The sequence below is a fragment of the Ginsengibacter hankyongi genome (genome assembly GCF_008710285.1).
Classification (GTDB): Bacteria; Bacteroidota; Bacteroidia; order Chitinophagales; family Chitinophagaceae; genus Ginsengibacter; species Ginsengibacter hankyongi.
The window spans coordinates 524354-540160 of sequence record NZ_VYQF01000002.1; the positions used below are offsets into that span (position 1 = coordinate 524354).

The 15807-nt window shown below is 37.1% G+C and carries 17 protein-coding genes; 8 read left to right on the plus strand and 9 right to left on the minus strand.

The annotated features are described in order from the left end of the window. Positions 1–33: 33 nt before the first annotated feature. Positions 34–339 carry a hypothetical protein gene (locus tag FW778_RS11720; protein ID WP_150414890.1) on the plus strand — a complete coding sequence of 102 codons (306 nt, stop codon included), beginning with the start codon at positions 34–36 and terminating at the stop codon, positions 337–339. Next, positions 320–1705, plus strand: a complete 1386-nt coding sequence (locus FW778_RS11725) for a hypothetical protein (protein ID WP_150414891.1) — start codon at positions 320–322, stop codon at positions 1703–1705. The genes FW778_RS11720 and FW778_RS11725 overlap by 20 nt, the downstream gene beginning before the upstream one ends. Before the next feature lies 1 nt (position 1706). Here the strand turns inward: FW778_RS11725 and FW778_RS11730 are convergent, their stop codons facing one another. The 3 genes from FW778_RS11730 to FW778_RS11740 all read right to left on the minus strand — a co-directional run bounded on the left by FW778_RS11730 (position 1707) and on the right by FW778_RS11740 (position 3824). Then, complete coding sequence (locus FW778_RS11730) at positions 1707–2657, minus strand: alpha/beta fold hydrolase (protein ID WP_150414892.1); 951 nt, start codon at positions 2655–2657, stop codon at positions 1707–1709. A gap of 137 nt (positions 2658–2794) precedes the next feature. After that, the gene (locus tag FW778_RS11735; protein ID WP_150414893.1) at positions 2795–3133 is read right to left on the minus strand and encodes a hypothetical protein; all 339 of its coding nucleotides are present in this window, start codon (positions 3131–3133) and stop codon (positions 2795–2797) included. A gap of 109 nt (positions 3134–3242) precedes the next feature. Beyond that, the gene (locus tag FW778_RS11740) at positions 3243–3824 is read right to left on the minus strand and encodes an RNA polymerase sigma factor (protein ID WP_150414894.1); all 582 of its coding nucleotides are present in this window, start codon (positions 3822–3824) and stop codon (positions 3243–3245) included. A 65-nt stretch (positions 3825–3889) separates the two neighbouring features. Here FW778_RS11740 and FW778_RS11745 point away from each other — a divergent pair, with 65 nt between their 5' ends. Both FW778_RS11745 and FW778_RS11750 read left to right on the plus strand, forming a co-directional pair. Beyond that, complete coding sequence (locus FW778_RS11745) at positions 3890–4402, plus strand: Hsp20/alpha crystallin family protein (protein WP_235906229.1); 513 nt, start codon at positions 3890–3892, stop codon at positions 4400–4402. Between the two features lie 100 nt (positions 4403–4502). After that, positions 4503–5627 carry a transglutaminase domain-containing protein gene (locus tag FW778_RS11750; protein ID WP_150414895.1) on the plus strand — a complete coding sequence of 375 codons (1125 nt, stop codon included), beginning with the start codon at positions 4503–4505 and terminating at the stop codon, positions 5625–5627. A gap of 75 nt (positions 5628–5702) precedes the next feature. Here FW778_RS11750 and FW778_RS11755 read toward each other — a convergent pair whose 3' ends face one another. Next, positions 5703–6905: an MFS transporter gene (locus tag FW778_RS11755; RefSeq protein WP_150414896.1), complete on the minus strand. Its 1203-nt coding sequence runs from the start codon at positions 6903–6905 to the stop codon at positions 5703–5705. 154 nt (positions 6906–7059) lie between these two features. Between FW778_RS11755 and FW778_RS11760 the strand changes: the two genes are divergently transcribed. After that, on the plus strand, positions 7060–8352 hold the full coding sequence (locus FW778_RS11760; protein WP_150414897.1) for an aminotransferase class V-fold PLP-dependent enzyme: 1293 nt from the start codon (positions 7060–7062) through the stop codon (positions 8350–8352). A gap of 80 nt (positions 8353–8432) precedes the next feature. On the opposite strand, the gene FW778_RS11765 is transcribed toward FW778_RS11760, so the two are convergent. Both FW778_RS11765 and FW778_RS11770 read right to left on the minus strand, forming a co-directional pair. Beyond that, complete coding sequence (locus FW778_RS11765; RefSeq protein ID WP_150414898.1) at positions 8433–9026, minus strand: hypothetical protein; 594 nt, start codon at positions 9024–9026, stop codon at positions 8433–8435. Positions 9027–9048: 22 nt separating this feature from the next. Then, positions 9049–9822: a hypothetical protein gene (locus FW778_RS11770; RefSeq protein WP_150414899.1), complete on the minus strand. Its 774-nt coding sequence runs from the start codon at positions 9820–9822 to the stop codon at positions 9049–9051. 239 nt (positions 9823–10061) lie between these two features. Here FW778_RS11770 and cls point away from each other — a divergent pair, with 239 nt between their 5' ends. Continuing rightward, entirely contained in the window at positions 10062–11510 is a 1449-nt protein-coding gene (gene cls / locus FW778_RS11775; RefSeq protein WP_150414900.1) for a cardiolipin synthase, read from the plus strand. A 232-nt stretch (positions 11511–11742) separates the two neighbouring features. Here cls and FW778_RS11780 read toward each other — a convergent pair whose 3' ends face one another. The 3 genes from FW778_RS11780 to FW778_RS11790 form a co-directional block, all read right to left on the minus strand. Further along, a complete protein-coding gene (locus FW778_RS11780; RefSeq protein WP_150414901.1) occupies positions 11743–12393 on the minus strand; it encodes a YdcF family protein in 651 nt (216 codons plus the stop codon). A 69-nt stretch (positions 12394–12462) separates the two neighbouring features. Continuing rightward, entirely contained in the window at positions 12463–13338 is an 876-nt protein-coding gene (locus FW778_RS11785) for a hypothetical protein (RefSeq protein ID WP_150414902.1), read from the minus strand. Between the two features lie 156 nt (positions 13339–13494). After that, entirely contained in the window at positions 13495–13683 is a 189-nt protein-coding gene (locus FW778_RS11790; RefSeq protein WP_150414903.1) for a hypothetical protein, read from the minus strand. A 221-nt stretch (positions 13684–13904) separates the two neighbouring features. Between FW778_RS11790 and FW778_RS11795 the strand changes: the two genes are divergently transcribed. Continuing rightward, the gene (locus tag FW778_RS11795) at positions 13905–14723 is read left to right on the plus strand and encodes an aldo/keto reductase (protein WP_150414904.1); all 819 of its coding nucleotides are present in this window, start codon (positions 13905–13907) and stop codon (positions 14721–14723) included. 103 nt (positions 14724–14826) lie between these two features. After that, a complete protein-coding gene (locus FW778_RS11800; RefSeq protein ID WP_150414905.1) occupies positions 14827–15714 on the plus strand; it encodes a hypothetical protein in 888 nt (295 codons plus the stop codon). The last annotated feature ends 93 nt before the right edge of the window (positions 15715–15807 follow it).

Sequence of the window (15807 nt, forward strand, 5' to 3'; positions counted from 1 at the left end):
ATGATTTTTTGGAATAAAATTTGTGGAATCATTTTGTTTTTATTATTTTCCTTCCTTTTTTCAAGTGGACAAAATATCATCTCTAACGATTTGAATGATAACACTTTTTATCTTAAAAATAAATTAAAGGCCGACACATCCATCCATTTTGTTTCTGCCTCTTCTTCATTTGCAGATATTGAAAATGTAATGTCATCGGTTTCAGCAAATTTTTCTACCTGTAATTATGGATTTTTTTGCAGGGAAGAACTTAAACTGGAAAAAACAATTAAACTTCCGTTTCGTTTTAGGCTGGGTTCGCTGGAGCAATGCAATTATTATGAAGGAAAAAAACGATAAACTTTTTACAAAAGGATTTCCAAGTTTTATAAAAGATTTAAAACTTAGTTTCTATATTTTTGCCACCATGCTGAAATACCCTCCAAGTAAAAGATGCCTCCAGTATTTATTGCTGTCCTCTTTTTTTATTTCCCCCCTTGTTGTTTCGAGCCAGGTAGTTACCGATAGTACTGAAATAAGAGTAAAGGCTGACAGCAATTTTGTAAAAAAGGAGGATACCGTTTTACGTATCAAAAATTTCACTCCGTATTTTACTCTGCACGTTGATTCCACGCTGGATTATCATTTTGAAATAAACAGGGATCCTCAGCAGTATTATTGGTATCTTAAAAATTCGCCGGTTGGCCTCAGAATTAACAAAGACAATGGTACATTACATTTTAAGGCCGAAAAATCTTATTTCTTAAGTGGTAAACTCAAGTATGATAATGAATACAAAGTACGCATGGGTATTCAAAATCTTAACGACCCAAACGATAAGGTAGATACCGTTTTTACCCTGGTATTTTACAACACAGAAATTATACCTTCCCGGATTAAACCAACGGTAAGCGGTGACCTTATTATTGAGGAAGGTGATACACTTGATTTCAAACTTCAATGCGATGATGGAAGTTTCCCGATTGAATCGATAACCTATTTTAGTAGTTCACCCATTCATTCAATTACACCCATTGCTCATTGTGGCGATGATTTTACATGGGAAGTACCTTATGATTTTATTAAGGATGATGAAAAGATTGACCAAAAATTGCTGGTGTTAAATTTTATTGGAACTGATAAATTTTTTAATCATGATACGGCAACGGTAAAAATTACGGTAAAGCAAACTATTAATTATCCGTTCCGGTTAATCCAATACAATAAAATTTCTAAAGACATTGAATCATATATTCTTCAATTAAAAAGTACTTTTAGAATATTAGACCAGAAAGTGCGGCATACAAAAAATACAAGAACTACTTTCGACCTTACGTCTGCATCTACCGCGCTGGGTGGAACTATTTTTTCGTCACTACCACATCCAAGTGAACAGACTACTGGTAAAATATTACCGAGTGTAGGAGTTGCACTGGTGCCGGTAAAGGAAGCGGTGGCCCCTTCTAAAACTTACGAGCAAAACTCTGCGTCACTTGTGAGAAGTGATATCAAAAGATTGCAATACCTGCTTTCTGACAATATGTTGATTGGTGAAAAAGATCCCGACATCGTAAAGAAAACGCAAAAGCTACGAGACGAATTAACACAGGTACAGTTGCAATTAATTGATGTGCCTATAGTGGAAGATAATACTAATAGTAAAGAACTTGATAAGTATTTCAATAATCCTAAAGTAAGTAAGAAGTACCGTTTAAAAGGGAAATAAATTATTTATGTAAAAATTTCTCAATCACTGGGAATAGTTTTCCCGGCTCTTCCACCTGTGGATTATGACCTGATTTTTCAAACAACATAAACTGTGCCTGCGGGCAATATTTTTTATATTTTATCATCATTTCGGGGACAGCAACACGATCATAACGGCCACCATAAATTAGTACAGGCATGGTAAGATTTTTTAAATCCTTCCGGTAATCGAAAGTGCCAATATCGCTGCCGACAATAAAGTCGCCATCTTTTCCAACCATCTGGTAATATAATTTTGAATTGAAAGAATTTGGATAAGGCTTGCCACCGCGCCCTAAAAAATTATTGGGATTATAAGCATATAAAAAACCATAGGGAACTTTGCCATACAATTCCTGGTGGCGTGGATCACTTGAAACGGCACCTGCTTCTCGTATCTTCATTAACGAATCCCATACTTCCGGATAATTGGTTTTTATTTCATGATTGCTGTTATCATCATTCTTCTGCCACATAACAAAACTGTGGAATGTATTAGCAAGAATAAGATGCTTTACATGTGAAGGATATTTTAATGCATAACCTTGCGCAACCAGCCCGCCATATGAATGGCCCAATACATTCAGTTTATCAAAATGCAAAGCGAGGCGGAGGCCTTCAATATCTTCAATATCTCTTGCCAGCGAATATTCATTCACATCTTTTGCAGTATCACTTTTGCCTCTGCCAAAAGCATCAAAATAAATTATCTCGTTATCGTTTGCCAGCGAATCAAACACCCTGTATCCTAGATGAGCACTGCCGGGTCCACCGGGTATTATAATTAATGGATCTCCTTTGCCCACTAAAACTACCCAAAGCTTTGCCCCGTTAACCGTCACATATTTTCCATCGGTAAAGCTGTCTGGTAATTTTTGTGCATGCACTGAACATTGAAATAAAACAAGAACGATTATTAATATTTTTTTCATTCTCTTAAAATTTAAAATTAATAATTGAAGATAAATCGAATGATTGATTTGAAAATGTTCCAATAAAAAATCCCCGCTTAGCAGGGATTAAAAAATACTATAACTTTCACAATGGTTTGGAAATATGTAACCGATAATTATTCAGCCATCGCACCGGGTGAATCTTCTTTGTGCACGCTCCAACGCGAACGGCCACACCGATTCTTCCACTCAGCTTTGAATTTTTCTCTCTCCTCCGGCGTCATGGTAGCCAATTTTTCTGCCATCTTATCTCGCCATGCATTATGTTTTTCGCTGCGCCAGCCACCTCTCCGGCCGAAGCCGCCGAATAATATTTTACTTAATAGCAGTATGCCCAATGCCTGCATAAATGTGATTGTTTTTACACCAATTACCGCGGGTAATATTGCATTCCACAATCCCATAACTACTCCGCCAAATAATAATACTGCTGCAATAAAAAATATCACAAACATGAATATTTTTTTAAACCCAAATGTTTTCATTTTTATTTTTTTAATAATGATTTTAAAATTGTTTTCTTTTTTGTTTATATACCTTTCCGGCCTGGGGCCTATCGAAAGCCTAATAATTCAATAATTCATTTTTCAATACCTGTAATCTTTCTCTTAAATGCAATACTGCGTAGCGCTTGCGGCTGATGAGCGTGGCCAAGCTGACTCCCGTCTGTGCCGCAATGTCTTTGAAAGCGATTCCATCAATTTCATTTTGCACAAATACATCTCTTTGTTCTGCCGGTAACTCATCAAGAGCTAACTGCAACTCCTCCCAAAATAAATTGCGTAAATAATCTGTCTCAGGATTGGCATCGGCAGCCAGAAACATTTCCTTCCAGTCAAAACTTTCATCATCGGTTTCTGACGTACCAAATACGTCATCAGCCAATGGCAATTTATGTTTTCGATACTTGTCGGTAATTTTATTCCTGGCCACTGTAAACAGCCAGCTCCCTGCCTGTTCTATTGGTTCCGTGCTTCCCGCAAACTGATAAAAAACATCCTGCAGAATGTCTTCGGCATCTTCGTTCCCCGATACCCGTTGTCTTATAAAACCAAGTAGCCGCCTGCTGTATGCTTTAATTACTTGTGTAATATTATTTGTTCTCTCAGCGGCCATTTGTGTTGCTATGTTAAATGCATCTTCCATGTATACAGGTAGACGAACAATTTATCACTATGTTTTAAAGATGAGAAGAAAGTTATGAAATATGAATGATGAAATACAAAACCAGGTTTATTGATTGCCAATCATTATTATTTTATGTTGAAATAAAACATTTTGCGCCCTTATCCGTCTATCTCAATAATATTCACTTAAAAAATAAAAACATGTACTACAATCAGTCGTGTGCCGCAAAAGGCAATTACGGAGGCAGGCAACAGCACCTGTCTGTCCGCTCTATGCAACGAGCCGCTGTAAACATTTTCAAAACTGAAAACAGCTATGAAATGCTGGTATTTGCGCCCGGGCGCATCCGCGAACATTTTAAACTGGATGTAAAGGGCAGTGAGTTGATTATTTCCTACACGCCACCGGAAGGTTTTCCTAAGCAGGAATGGATCAGGCGGGAGTACAGCCGCGGCGGATTTGAAAGAACTTTTACGCTGGACGAAACCATTGATGCAGGAAATATTTCTGCCAAGTATGTTGATGGTGTTCTGCAGGTAACCCTTCCCGTTATACCAGGGAAAGAGTCAGCGAGCCACGAAATAGAAATCAGCTAAGTTTTACCACAGAGCTTAAGGTGATGATCATTCGACCATCACCTTTTTATTTTATAAAATTTAGCAAAATCATTTCAACAGCATACTCTAACTTTAGAATATGAAAACGCTGGCTGTTGTTTTATGCATAATATGCGTTGCTTTAAGAACACATGCGCAGTATGAAAACGACTATGCGGAGGCAGATAGAATAGCGCTGAACATTCCCGCTTCACAAACCAATTCTACCGCTGATATTGCTGCCTACATCAACAAAAATTTTGATACAGATAATAAGAAAGTCCGGGCCATTTACACCTGGGTTATCTCTCACATAAGATACAGCAACGACAGCATCCACCGGGTTATTTTAAATGAGGACCGTGATCAGTTGGTAACTTTTGCACTTAGAAGAAGAAAAGGCGTTTGCGAAAATTTTGCGGCTATTTTTGACGACATTTGTAAAAAATGCGGGCTCAGATCTTTTGCGGTTGAAGGCTATACAAAACAAAATAGTTCCGTCGACCGAACATCTCATGCCTGGAATATTGTTTATATTGATAAGAAATGGTCAGCATACGATCCCACCTGGGATGCAGGGCAATCATCAACGTTTTATCAGCCTGTAAGAACCAATTATTTTATGATTGCTCCGCCTGTTTTTATACAAACCCATATGCCATTCGATCCTATGTTCCAGTTACTGGATTACCCGCTTACTTATAAGGAATTTAATAACGGAAGTATAAGAGCTAAAAACGTCGCGAAGTATTTTAATTATAACGATTCGATTAATAAATATGAGAAAGATGAGCCACTGGAAAGGTACATAGGTGCCACTGAGAGAATCCAAAATAACGGCGCTGCTAATAATATGATAAGTACCAAGCTAAGCCAACTACGGCTGGAAATAGAGCTTATTTACCAGGTTAAAGACTCGGTATTATATAATGATGCTATTGCAGATTACAATTTTGCAACCAATGAGTTTAATAATTTTATTGCCTACCGGAATAACCAGTTTAAGCCAGAGAAAACCGATGCCCAAATACAATTGCTGTTTGACGAGGTTCGCAAGAGCATAGCGGCTGCAAGAAAGAAATTGAAAGAGGTAAACCAATCAAAAGCCAAATTAACGTTAGATACCGGTGATGTAGAATATGCAATAAACAAGCTTGATAACCATATGAAGGAACAGGAAGTGTTTTTTAAAAATTACAAAGCGCCAGCTAATAATAAACAATAACCATGTTAAATAAAAATCGTGTAATCCTAAACGTTAGGGGTATTAGATCTTATGACCCCTTAATCATCATCCATCTCAATAAATTTGCTCGTCATAAGGTAACGGTGGGTTAGACGAAGTTTGCCGGTTACGTATAAATGGATTGCGCCACGCGGTATAAGCAGATAATACCCCCATTAGAATTAATAATGACAGGCCTTTTGAAAGATTTGATTTTTCAGCAATAAAACCGATAACAGAAGGGCCGGTCAAAAAACCAATCAACCCACCGGTGGTAACCATAGCATAGCCTTCAACAGTGCTTACACCCGGAATGTTAGCAGAAGCTCTAAATAAAACAGGCACTATGCAACAGCTTCCAAAGCCAATCATAACATATCCAACAATGGCAATAATTACCGACGGTGTCGTAACGACAACCAAAAAGCCAGCCGCGGCTAATAACGCTCCTGCAACTACCACATTTTTACTACCCAGTTTTGAAATCAACATGTCTCCATTTAACCTGCCAAGCGTCATAGCCACTGAAAATCCTGCATAGCCTAAACTGATCAATGCTTTGGGGGACAACAAAACTTCTTTAAAATAAATAGCACTCCAATCCGCAACGCAACCTTCAGCCATAAAACTAATCATGCATATAAACGAAATTCCCAAAATTGGTAAGGAGGGTAGTTTAAATGCTGACCGGCTGTGAATAATATCAGTATTGGCTAATAAATAATTTTTATTGGAGAGAATAATCATAACGATAATAAATGCAACCATTACAATTTGCCAGCCCGAAGGGATATGAACCGTAAACAATAAAGCAGCAATTCCTGAACTCAATGCGCCACCCATGCTGTACATTCCATGGCAGGTGGCCATAAAAAGCTTATTGTGTTTTTTTTCCATTAGGTTTACTGTTGCATTGGCAGAAACACCATTCAGGAAACTCATTCCCCCGAAACAGTAAAGGCATGACCAAAACATAACACGATTAACGGAATTAATCTGTAAGATCATAATACCGCAAATAATTATATAGCCGGTTAACATCCATCGGCCTACAGAGACCTTACTGAACACGCGGGAAGATAATATCATTCCTGTAATTGCACCCAATGGCGAAAGCAATAATGAAAAGCCGAGAGTACCGTCAGAAAAACCAAGCCTTGCCTTTATGCCAGGAATAGATGCTACCCAAATGCCGAATAACAGGCTTGATGTGGCAAACAAAAACCCTACTGAAAATGCAGACCTGTTTTTTACAAAAGAAGTAAAATTTTTAACCATATTGAGTGAAGAAGAGAAGATGCGAACCTACGGAAAAGTTGAGTAGCGTTATGTATTTTAATCTGCCGGGAATTGGAGGAACTCTTTTCATTAATGACATAGAGTTCTTTTGCTCTCGTACAAATTATCTACCTTTCTTAATCAATTTATTACCATGACCAACCGCAAAAAATTTATACAGCAAATTACTTTAATGGCCGGCGCTTTTTCTGCCAATAGTTTATTTAACCAGGTACATGCAGAAGAAATTTCAATAGCCAATAAGAAAGTGCAGCATCTTTCTCCAACGGATATAGCTGCAGATGAAGATTACTGGAGTACTATCCAGCAGGCCTTTACCGTAAGTCCGAATATTATCAACCTAAATAATGGTGGCGTTAGTCCATCTCCACGAGTTGTGCAGGAAGCATTGGACCGTTATAATAAGTTAACCAATGAAGGCCCTTCTTATTTTATGTGGCGGATTCTTGACCAGGGGAGAGAGCCTTTGCGTGAAAACCTGGCGAACCTTGCCGGGTGCAATAAAGAAGAAATAGCAATTAACAGGAATGCAACCGAAGCGCTGAATACTGTAATATATGGATTGGATCTAAAGCCGGGTGATGAAGTTATTGGTACCAAACAAGATTATCCAAATATGATTAATGCCTGGAAACAGCGTGCATTAAGGGATGGCATTGTTTATAAACAGACTAGCTTTGATTTCCCGATTGAGAATGATGAAATTATTGTGAAGGCTTACGCAAATGCCATCACATCAAAAACAAAAATTATTCATGTAACACATATCATAAATTGGGTAGGTCAAATTATGCCGGTGCGAAAAATATGCGATATGGCACATCGCCATGGCATAGAAGTAATCTGCGATGGAGCGCATTCTTTTGCGTTATTGGATTTTACTATTCCGGATCTTGATTGTGATTATCTCGGCACATCACTGCATAAATTTTTGAGTGCACCTATTGGCAGCGGCATGATGTTTATTAAAAAGGAAAAGATTGAAAAAATATATCCACTTGTTTGCAGTGATCATCCCAAGAGTGGCGATATACGAAAGTTTGAGACACTTGGCACACGAAGCTTTCCGATTGAACAGGCGATAGGTGAAGCCATTAATTTTCAAACTGCCATTGGTAATAAAAGAAAAGAAGAACGTATCAGGTATTTAAAAAATTACTGGGCAGAAAAAGTTAAGGATATTCCTAAAGTAAAACTTCATACCTCATTACAGTCAAAATATTCGTGTGCAATTTGCGGCGTTAGTATCGATGGAATAACGCCCGGTGAATTAGACAGCACTTTATTTAATAATTATAAAATTCATACGGTTGGTATTGTTTGGGAAAATATTAGTTGCGTTCGAATTACTCCGCATGTTTATACGCGCCTGCAGGATTTAGATAAATTAGTTAACGCAATCAGTGAGATTGCTGCAAAGAAATAATTCATCGATATTTTTTAACTGAAGGATTGATTTACGAATCATTAGCCGAAAAAATCGGAATGCCAAAATGCGGTGAAGTCTTATTGAATCAGCTTAGCTATTTGCTGCAATGGCAATGTATTTGCCCAGGTCATTACTTGTGTGTCTGTTGTATTCTTAGCGGTAAAAGTTATTAAAGAACTACCAATGGGTAATTGAATAGTATAATTCGTTTGACCATTGCTGTTAGTATCCCTGGTTAACTGGCCTTTGTATCCCTGTACTTTTATTATTTTGTTATCTCCGTTCTTACTCATCATTCCGCCAAGCAGGGGTGTATTTAAAAAAGCATTTAGGGTAGCTACCATTGGCGAATTACTAATAATAGAAAGATCTACATCATCCGCATTGCCATAACTGCGGTGTATTGTGGTGCCAATAAAACCTACGGTAGAAGTTACATTATCATCTTTAATGTTGGCATTAAAAGCATCCATTTTCTGAGGTAACTGCTTCAACACTTCTTTACCTATTATCATATCAATTTCCTGCATAGCCTGTTGCAAAGCGAAATGCGCATCCTCAAGCTTTCCCGCTGCATAAGATGACTTTGCATTGGTAATATCTGCAGTAAAGTTTTGGCCAACGCCTTTCGATCCAATAAATATTAATATAACTATAAATATTTTTTTCATATAATATTTTTTAAGAAAATAATTATTGCTCTCCGAGCATTTTTTTGATTCCGTCAATATCAAAAACATTAGCTGCACTCATTACCTCGGCCTCTGTGCCAAAATTGATGCACTCCCAAACTATGAGGGAACTTTGTCCTATTGGAACCATCAATGTATATCCCTTCGAGTCATCATATGTTATCAACGCTTTATAACCTTTAACCTTCGTTTGCTTCACATTCTGCTTGTCTCCATTTTCGCTGGTTTGCTGGTAAGCGCTGTTGAAATACATATTCACAAAACCTGAGTAGACTCCATTGTTGCCGATAGTTACAGTCATTTGCTTATCATCTTTTTTATATACACTTTGAATCGTCATATTATTCCATCCCCACCGTGTACTCATTACTTTGTTCTGCATTGTATCTTTTTGAAGACCACTTACGGATTCAGGCAACGACAATAAAATCTGTTTGCCTATTTGCAATTCAATGCCCATTAACGCCTGCTGTATTGAATATCTTGCATCGCTGTAATTACCGGAGGCCTGTGCCTGCGTTGCATCGGCTATTTGTTGATTTACGTCCGGTGGTGTGGTATTGGTTAAACCTCCGCCTTTAGTATTGGTTGGCTTACCGTTGGAGGCATTACCGTTAGGAACCTGGCTGCTGTTGGAGTTGGAATTATTGTTGATATTTTTATTGACAGCATTGTTAACCTTTTCTTTCAGCTTCTTTAGAAACTGAGCCTGCAACCCGGTATTTATCATGCCGGCAGCCAAAATAACCATCATTATCTTTTTAGGCAATTGCATAGTGTTGTTGTTTTAATTTGCGTAACTAAATTTATAAATTCAAATGAACACTTGCAAAAAAATCTTTTGAGGGCATTTTGCAACTTGCAATGTTGCTATGACGCTTCGTGGGAAATCTATCCGGTTATTTCGTTTATAAATTTTAGTTTTAAGAAATAATCATAACCAGGCGCTTGTGTTAACCTTATGCCTTGTAACAATTAGCAATTATTTCAATTAATTAATTTAATATTTTATTCATGCATTTAAATTGGATTTTAATTTCCGCTGTATATATAATCATTGTAATTGCGGTTTGCCTACGCATCGTTTATGATACAAGAAGCTCCACCAAAACTATTGCTTACCTGCTGCTTAGCATTCTTGTGCCCGTAGCAGGGATTCTTTTTTACCTGGTGTTTGGCGTTAACTACTGGAAGCTGAAATTATATAATAAAAAGTCTGCTGAAGGCAAAAAGATACTCGACAAACTGGAAAAGGAGTGGGAAATACCAACCGCCGAATTTTTAAAAAAATCAGGCTATGTACTAGAAGGTAATTATGAACTGGCGGCTATGTTATTGAAGGAATTGCACACTCCGCTTAGCGGCGGAAATAAAGTTAAGATACTGGTGAACGGAGAAGAAAAATTTCCTGAAGTTTTGACGGCTCTAAAAGAAGCAAAACATCATATTCATCTTGAATATTATATTTATGAAAATGATAGTATTGGAAAGGAGATTGAAAATATTCTTATCGCAAAAGCGAAAGAAGGAATTCAGGTAAAGTTTATTTATGACGATTTTGGAAGCCCTTCCATTAATAAAAAAATGGAGATAAGATTAAAAGAAGCAGGCGTAGAAGTTTATCCGTTTCAAAAGGTGCTGTTTTATCTCCTTGCCAACAGGCTTAATTATCGCAACCACCGTAAAATAATTGTTATTGACGGGCAAACGGCTTTTACAGGTGGCATCAATGTTTCAGACAAATATATTAATAACAAACCAGGAAGGCTTTATTGGCGTGATACTCATATTCGCATAGACGGACCCGGCGTGTTTTACCTGCAATATCTTTTTTTCACAGACTGGAACTTTTGCTGCGGCAAAAAAATTAAACCTTCTTTTGAACATTTTGTGGCAGGTAAAACATTTCCGGAAAATACTTTTTTGCAGGTTGTGGCCAGTGGACCTGATGCAGACCAGCCCGCAATTCTTTTTTCGATATTACAGGCTATCAATCTTGCCACCAAAGAAATATTGATCACTTCTCCTTATTTAATTCCCGGAGACACAATTTTAGATGCTTTAAAGGTCGCTGCTCTAAGCGGCCTTTCGGTTAAACTTTTAGTTCCCGGCATCAGTGATTCAAAATTGGTAAATGCTGCCTCCAGATCTTATTATGGTGAGTTATTGTTTGCCGGGATAGATATCTATTTATATAATAAAGGATTTGTGCATGCAAAAACTATGGTAACAGACGGCAAGTTTTCCGTTATAGGAACTGCTAATATGGATATGCGTAGTTTCGAATTAAATTTTGAAGTGAATGTATTATTATACGATGAAAAAATCTCAAAGAAACTTCGTTCTATATTTTTTGAAGACCTGAAGGATGCAAAAAAAATTGACGCAAAAAAATGGAATAAGCGGCCGGTTTATAAACAATTACCGGAAAAGCTTGCCCGGTTATTTTCACCTGTAATGTAAAACGAGTTAATTATTTAATAGCGGAAATAGATATAACGGTAACGGTTAAACGTTACAAAGGAAAAATATTTACTTAACAACAGCCCTGGTATTCTTTACTTCTGCAGCTGTTATTGCAGATGCTTTATTTTTAGAATTATCCCGGATGCAGGTAGAACATCTGCAACCTCCTATCTTTCTTCGTCTGCGCCCATTAAAAGAAAAGCAGGTGCTTACAACAGTAATAATGTCTTTATTCCTTAATGAGATGTTTGTTAAAACCTGCCGCAACTAATTTTTCATAAGCCTCGTATACCTGCGGCGGTATTTCCTGGAAAATTTGAAATCCTCTTTCAGGATAAATTATAATTCGCTGAAGATCGCCCGTCATTATATTAATAACTTTTTCAATTAAAATATCAGCAGTATGATATTTGTCAAAAGGTATTTGCGGCGAGGTGATCAATAATTTTTTTTCGGGCCAATGCATCTTAAACGTAGCGTATGACCTGCGTTCCATGTAAGGCTTTTGTACCACAATAAAACTTGAAGGATGAATATTTTTTTGCGCAAGAAGTTTTTGTGTAAATAAAATATTTTCACCGGTGTTTGTTGATTTGTTTTCAATTAAAATATGTTGCTCCGGAACGCCCTTTTGTATGGCAATAGCCGCAAACTGATCTGCTTCAGGTTCAGTCCAAGTTTCCTTTGTAAAATTTCCCAAGCCACCCGACATGATAATAAACGGAGCCCATCCTTCGAGATATAATTCTGCAGCCCTTTCTGCAACTCTGAGGTCGTGACTTCCTAACGCAAGTATGCAATCACTCTTTTCCAGCTGGTGATTCATGTGATGATAATCCCAGAGAATTTGTGCCAATGAAAATGTTTCAGAAGTGATCATAGATTAATTTCAACGGGTGAATTATAAAGATATTCGTGTAGCCGTACCGTTATAATGCAGGAAGGCATATTATTTTATTTTTTTAATAAAAGGAGCATTACTTATAAAAAGGTAGAAATTATCTGGATGTTGAATGATATCGTTATGTGCATGGGAAGTATGAATAAAAATAACTTTATTTTCTCTCATAATTTCCGGAGATACATCCTGTTCCTCCAACGAATCTGGAGGAATCTTCAAATCATTTACCTGGCGCATCATCTCTTTTGAATTATCAAAAGTACCGCCGCTATCCGTATAAAGATCTATAAAACGATGGTCCTTGCCCGATGTAATCCATTTCAAGAATTTATCGGTATCAGCATACAATGCATCAAATAAAATAACTTCGTCTACAGGCACGTTACCATTTTGCAAAATGTTAGCCATCACCCTGTAGGCACCACTGTGGCCGGCGAGAACAACATGGCCCGTATTACAGCGCGGAGTAATAACTTTTTCATTCTTTAGCTTTTGAAGCACATCTCCAACGAGGCCCTTAAATACATTTTCCTGTTCTAACTTGCCCCCGTAACTGTCAGGCGCATCCTTTGCAGTTTCTGCCAACACTAATACAGCATTGGTTCTGGATTCATCGAATTGTCTTGATAATCCATATCTTACCAAAGCGCTGTCTATGTTATTGCCCCACCCGTGAAACCAAAAAATCATATCAATTTTTTTCTTTAGATGAAAATTTTTTGGTGCAATAATTATCACCGAACTATCAGAATAATGTTCAGCAGCGCTATATAAAACATTATTGTAAACATGCCCTTTGCTTCTGCCTGTATCAGGAAAAGAAGTATGCGAAGAAGTTATGGTGAAGTAATTAAGATTTGACTGGCCCTCGCCAACAATGTAAAGGTTTAATAAAACAGCCAGAGCTAAAATTCTTTGTAACATATCCTTAAATTATGACGGCTAAATATAAGAAACGAAGTTGTTTAAATTTTTTTTATAATTAGATGATAGTTTAGTAACCTGAAAAGAAAAACCTTTCAATGTTACAGCCTGAAAAAATATCTATACTGTTGATTCGCAAAAAAGAATATGGAAACATTACTGTATTCTTGATAGCTTTTTAAAATCGTTGGTAATCCTTGCATTTACGATGCCGGTTGTATCCCTGTTATTAAAACCATGGAACTCGCAGAAGTAAACATTCTTAACCGCATCAGGATAGTAGCTCACGTCTTTTATATTAATTTGTACTCCCGGCTTTAGTGTTTTATGCAAGTAATCATCCATATTTTCTATCAGCTTATTTTGCAAAGCGGTTCCCGATAGCACCTTAGGCTTACACCCAACAGTAAGAAAGAATAATAGAATAAAAGTGAAAAAATATTTCGTAAAATTTTAAAAATAAAATAAATAATTAGAAGAAATTTTATTGAAGGCGTTGAATTACTACTAAATATTCTTATTTCCGGAATCATCATATTTATTAAGTTATTGTAATTTCATCAGCCATGATAAAACGTATTATACCAACATCCGGCGAAGAACTCCCGGTTATAGGGCTCGGTACCTGGAAATCATTTGATGTTTCCATTGATAAATATCCCGAACTCAAAAATGTGCTTAAAGAATTGCATATTGGGGGAGCCAGACTAATAAATAGTTCGCCTATGTATGGAAAATCGGAACAGGTGATTGGAGATATAACTGCCGGGATAGACGCAGTTGATAATTTTTTTTATGCTACCAAAGTATGGACTACCGGTTTACAGGAAGGCGTCATGCAAATGGAAACTTCCATGGCTAAGATGAAAAGAAAGAAAATGGATCTTATTCAAATCCATAATCTCATTGATTGGAAAACTCATTTACCGCAATTGCGCCGCTGGAAAGAAGAAGGCAAAATTCGGTATATTGGTATCACACATTATACTGATGCCTATCATGAAGAACTGGAGCGCATTATGAGAGCAGAAAAGCCTGACTTCGTACAGTTTAATTATTCTATTATGGCCCGCAATGCAGAAAGGCGTTTACTGGATGCCGCTGCCAGCCTGGGTATAGACACACTGATCAACCGACCCTTCGGCGAAGGGAGCCTGTTCGCCAAAGTAAGAAATAAGCCTTTACCTAAATGGGCATCTGAATATAATATGAAAAACTGGAGCACTTATTTTTTAAAATACATTATTGCAAATCCGGCTGTTACATGCGTAATACCGGCTACTGCCAATCCGCAATATGCACATGATAATGTAATGGCTGCTACCGGGAACCTTCCGGATATGTCGGTTAAAAAGAAAATGGTAGATTATTTACATGATTTGTGACAGGGCGGTTAATGAATTACGCCATATCAGTCCTCTGTATGATTAAACTCATAAAATTCTTTATCCTGATTGCCGATTTTCATATCGATAAAAAAATGACTGCATGATGGATTTGGCTGAACATGCGAAGAAGATGCGCTTAATTGTATATAAGCATATGCTTAATACTAGAGGTTGGAAATACAAGGCTTTTTTACGATACCTGCGATTTTTCAAATACATATCTTTTGCAAAGCGAAGAGGAGAATTCCTGGAGTCTTATTATACACTAATGCGCTACCTTGATGATATTGTTGATGGAGATGCTCCATTACCGAAAGATTATGCAAATGGCGTTGATTATATTATTGATAAAATCAAATTCTCTAAGAAGCCCGTTGATCCTATTGACGAAGTCGATTACCTGATGCTTCATTGTTTTAATGTGGCAAATAGTTTTGGAGAAGATTTTACTTCAGAAACGGAAGATATTCTTAATTCACTTCTTTTCGATGCACACCGAAAGGACAAATGGATTGTTTTCCCGGAAAAAGAACTCCAATCACATTTTCATCTCATGGATATAAGAGGTACTATTAAGGCCACTTTAAAAATTTTTAAAGAAGACCCGGATAAATATCATTTCCTGGAACCCCTGGGTACAGCCAGCCGTTATCAGTATGACCTGGAAGATTTTGAAGATGATATAAAAGCAGGCTATGTAAATATTTCAGCGGAGGATTGCAGCTTGTTTGGTATTAGTCCGGATGAATTATATGATAAAGATTCTGAAGCTGTAAAAGAATGGTTGCGTTATCACGCACAAAAAGGATTGGATTTACTGGAAGAGCACCACTGCTTGCTACCTCAGGCAAAATTTTCCTGGCTGGCAAGAGCAACTTTCCCCCTGGTTTATGAATTACCGGCAAAGAAATGTTTTCAAAAAATACTGGCGGAAATAAAAATATCAGGGATAAAAAATAATGCATGTATTCAGCCTGTGATGGAATAAAATACTGAAATATTTTTTGCTGAGAAATGGGTCAGGGAAGGCTTATAAATTTTTTATGCACAAAAATCCGATAGCATAAAAGTAAACTCCTCT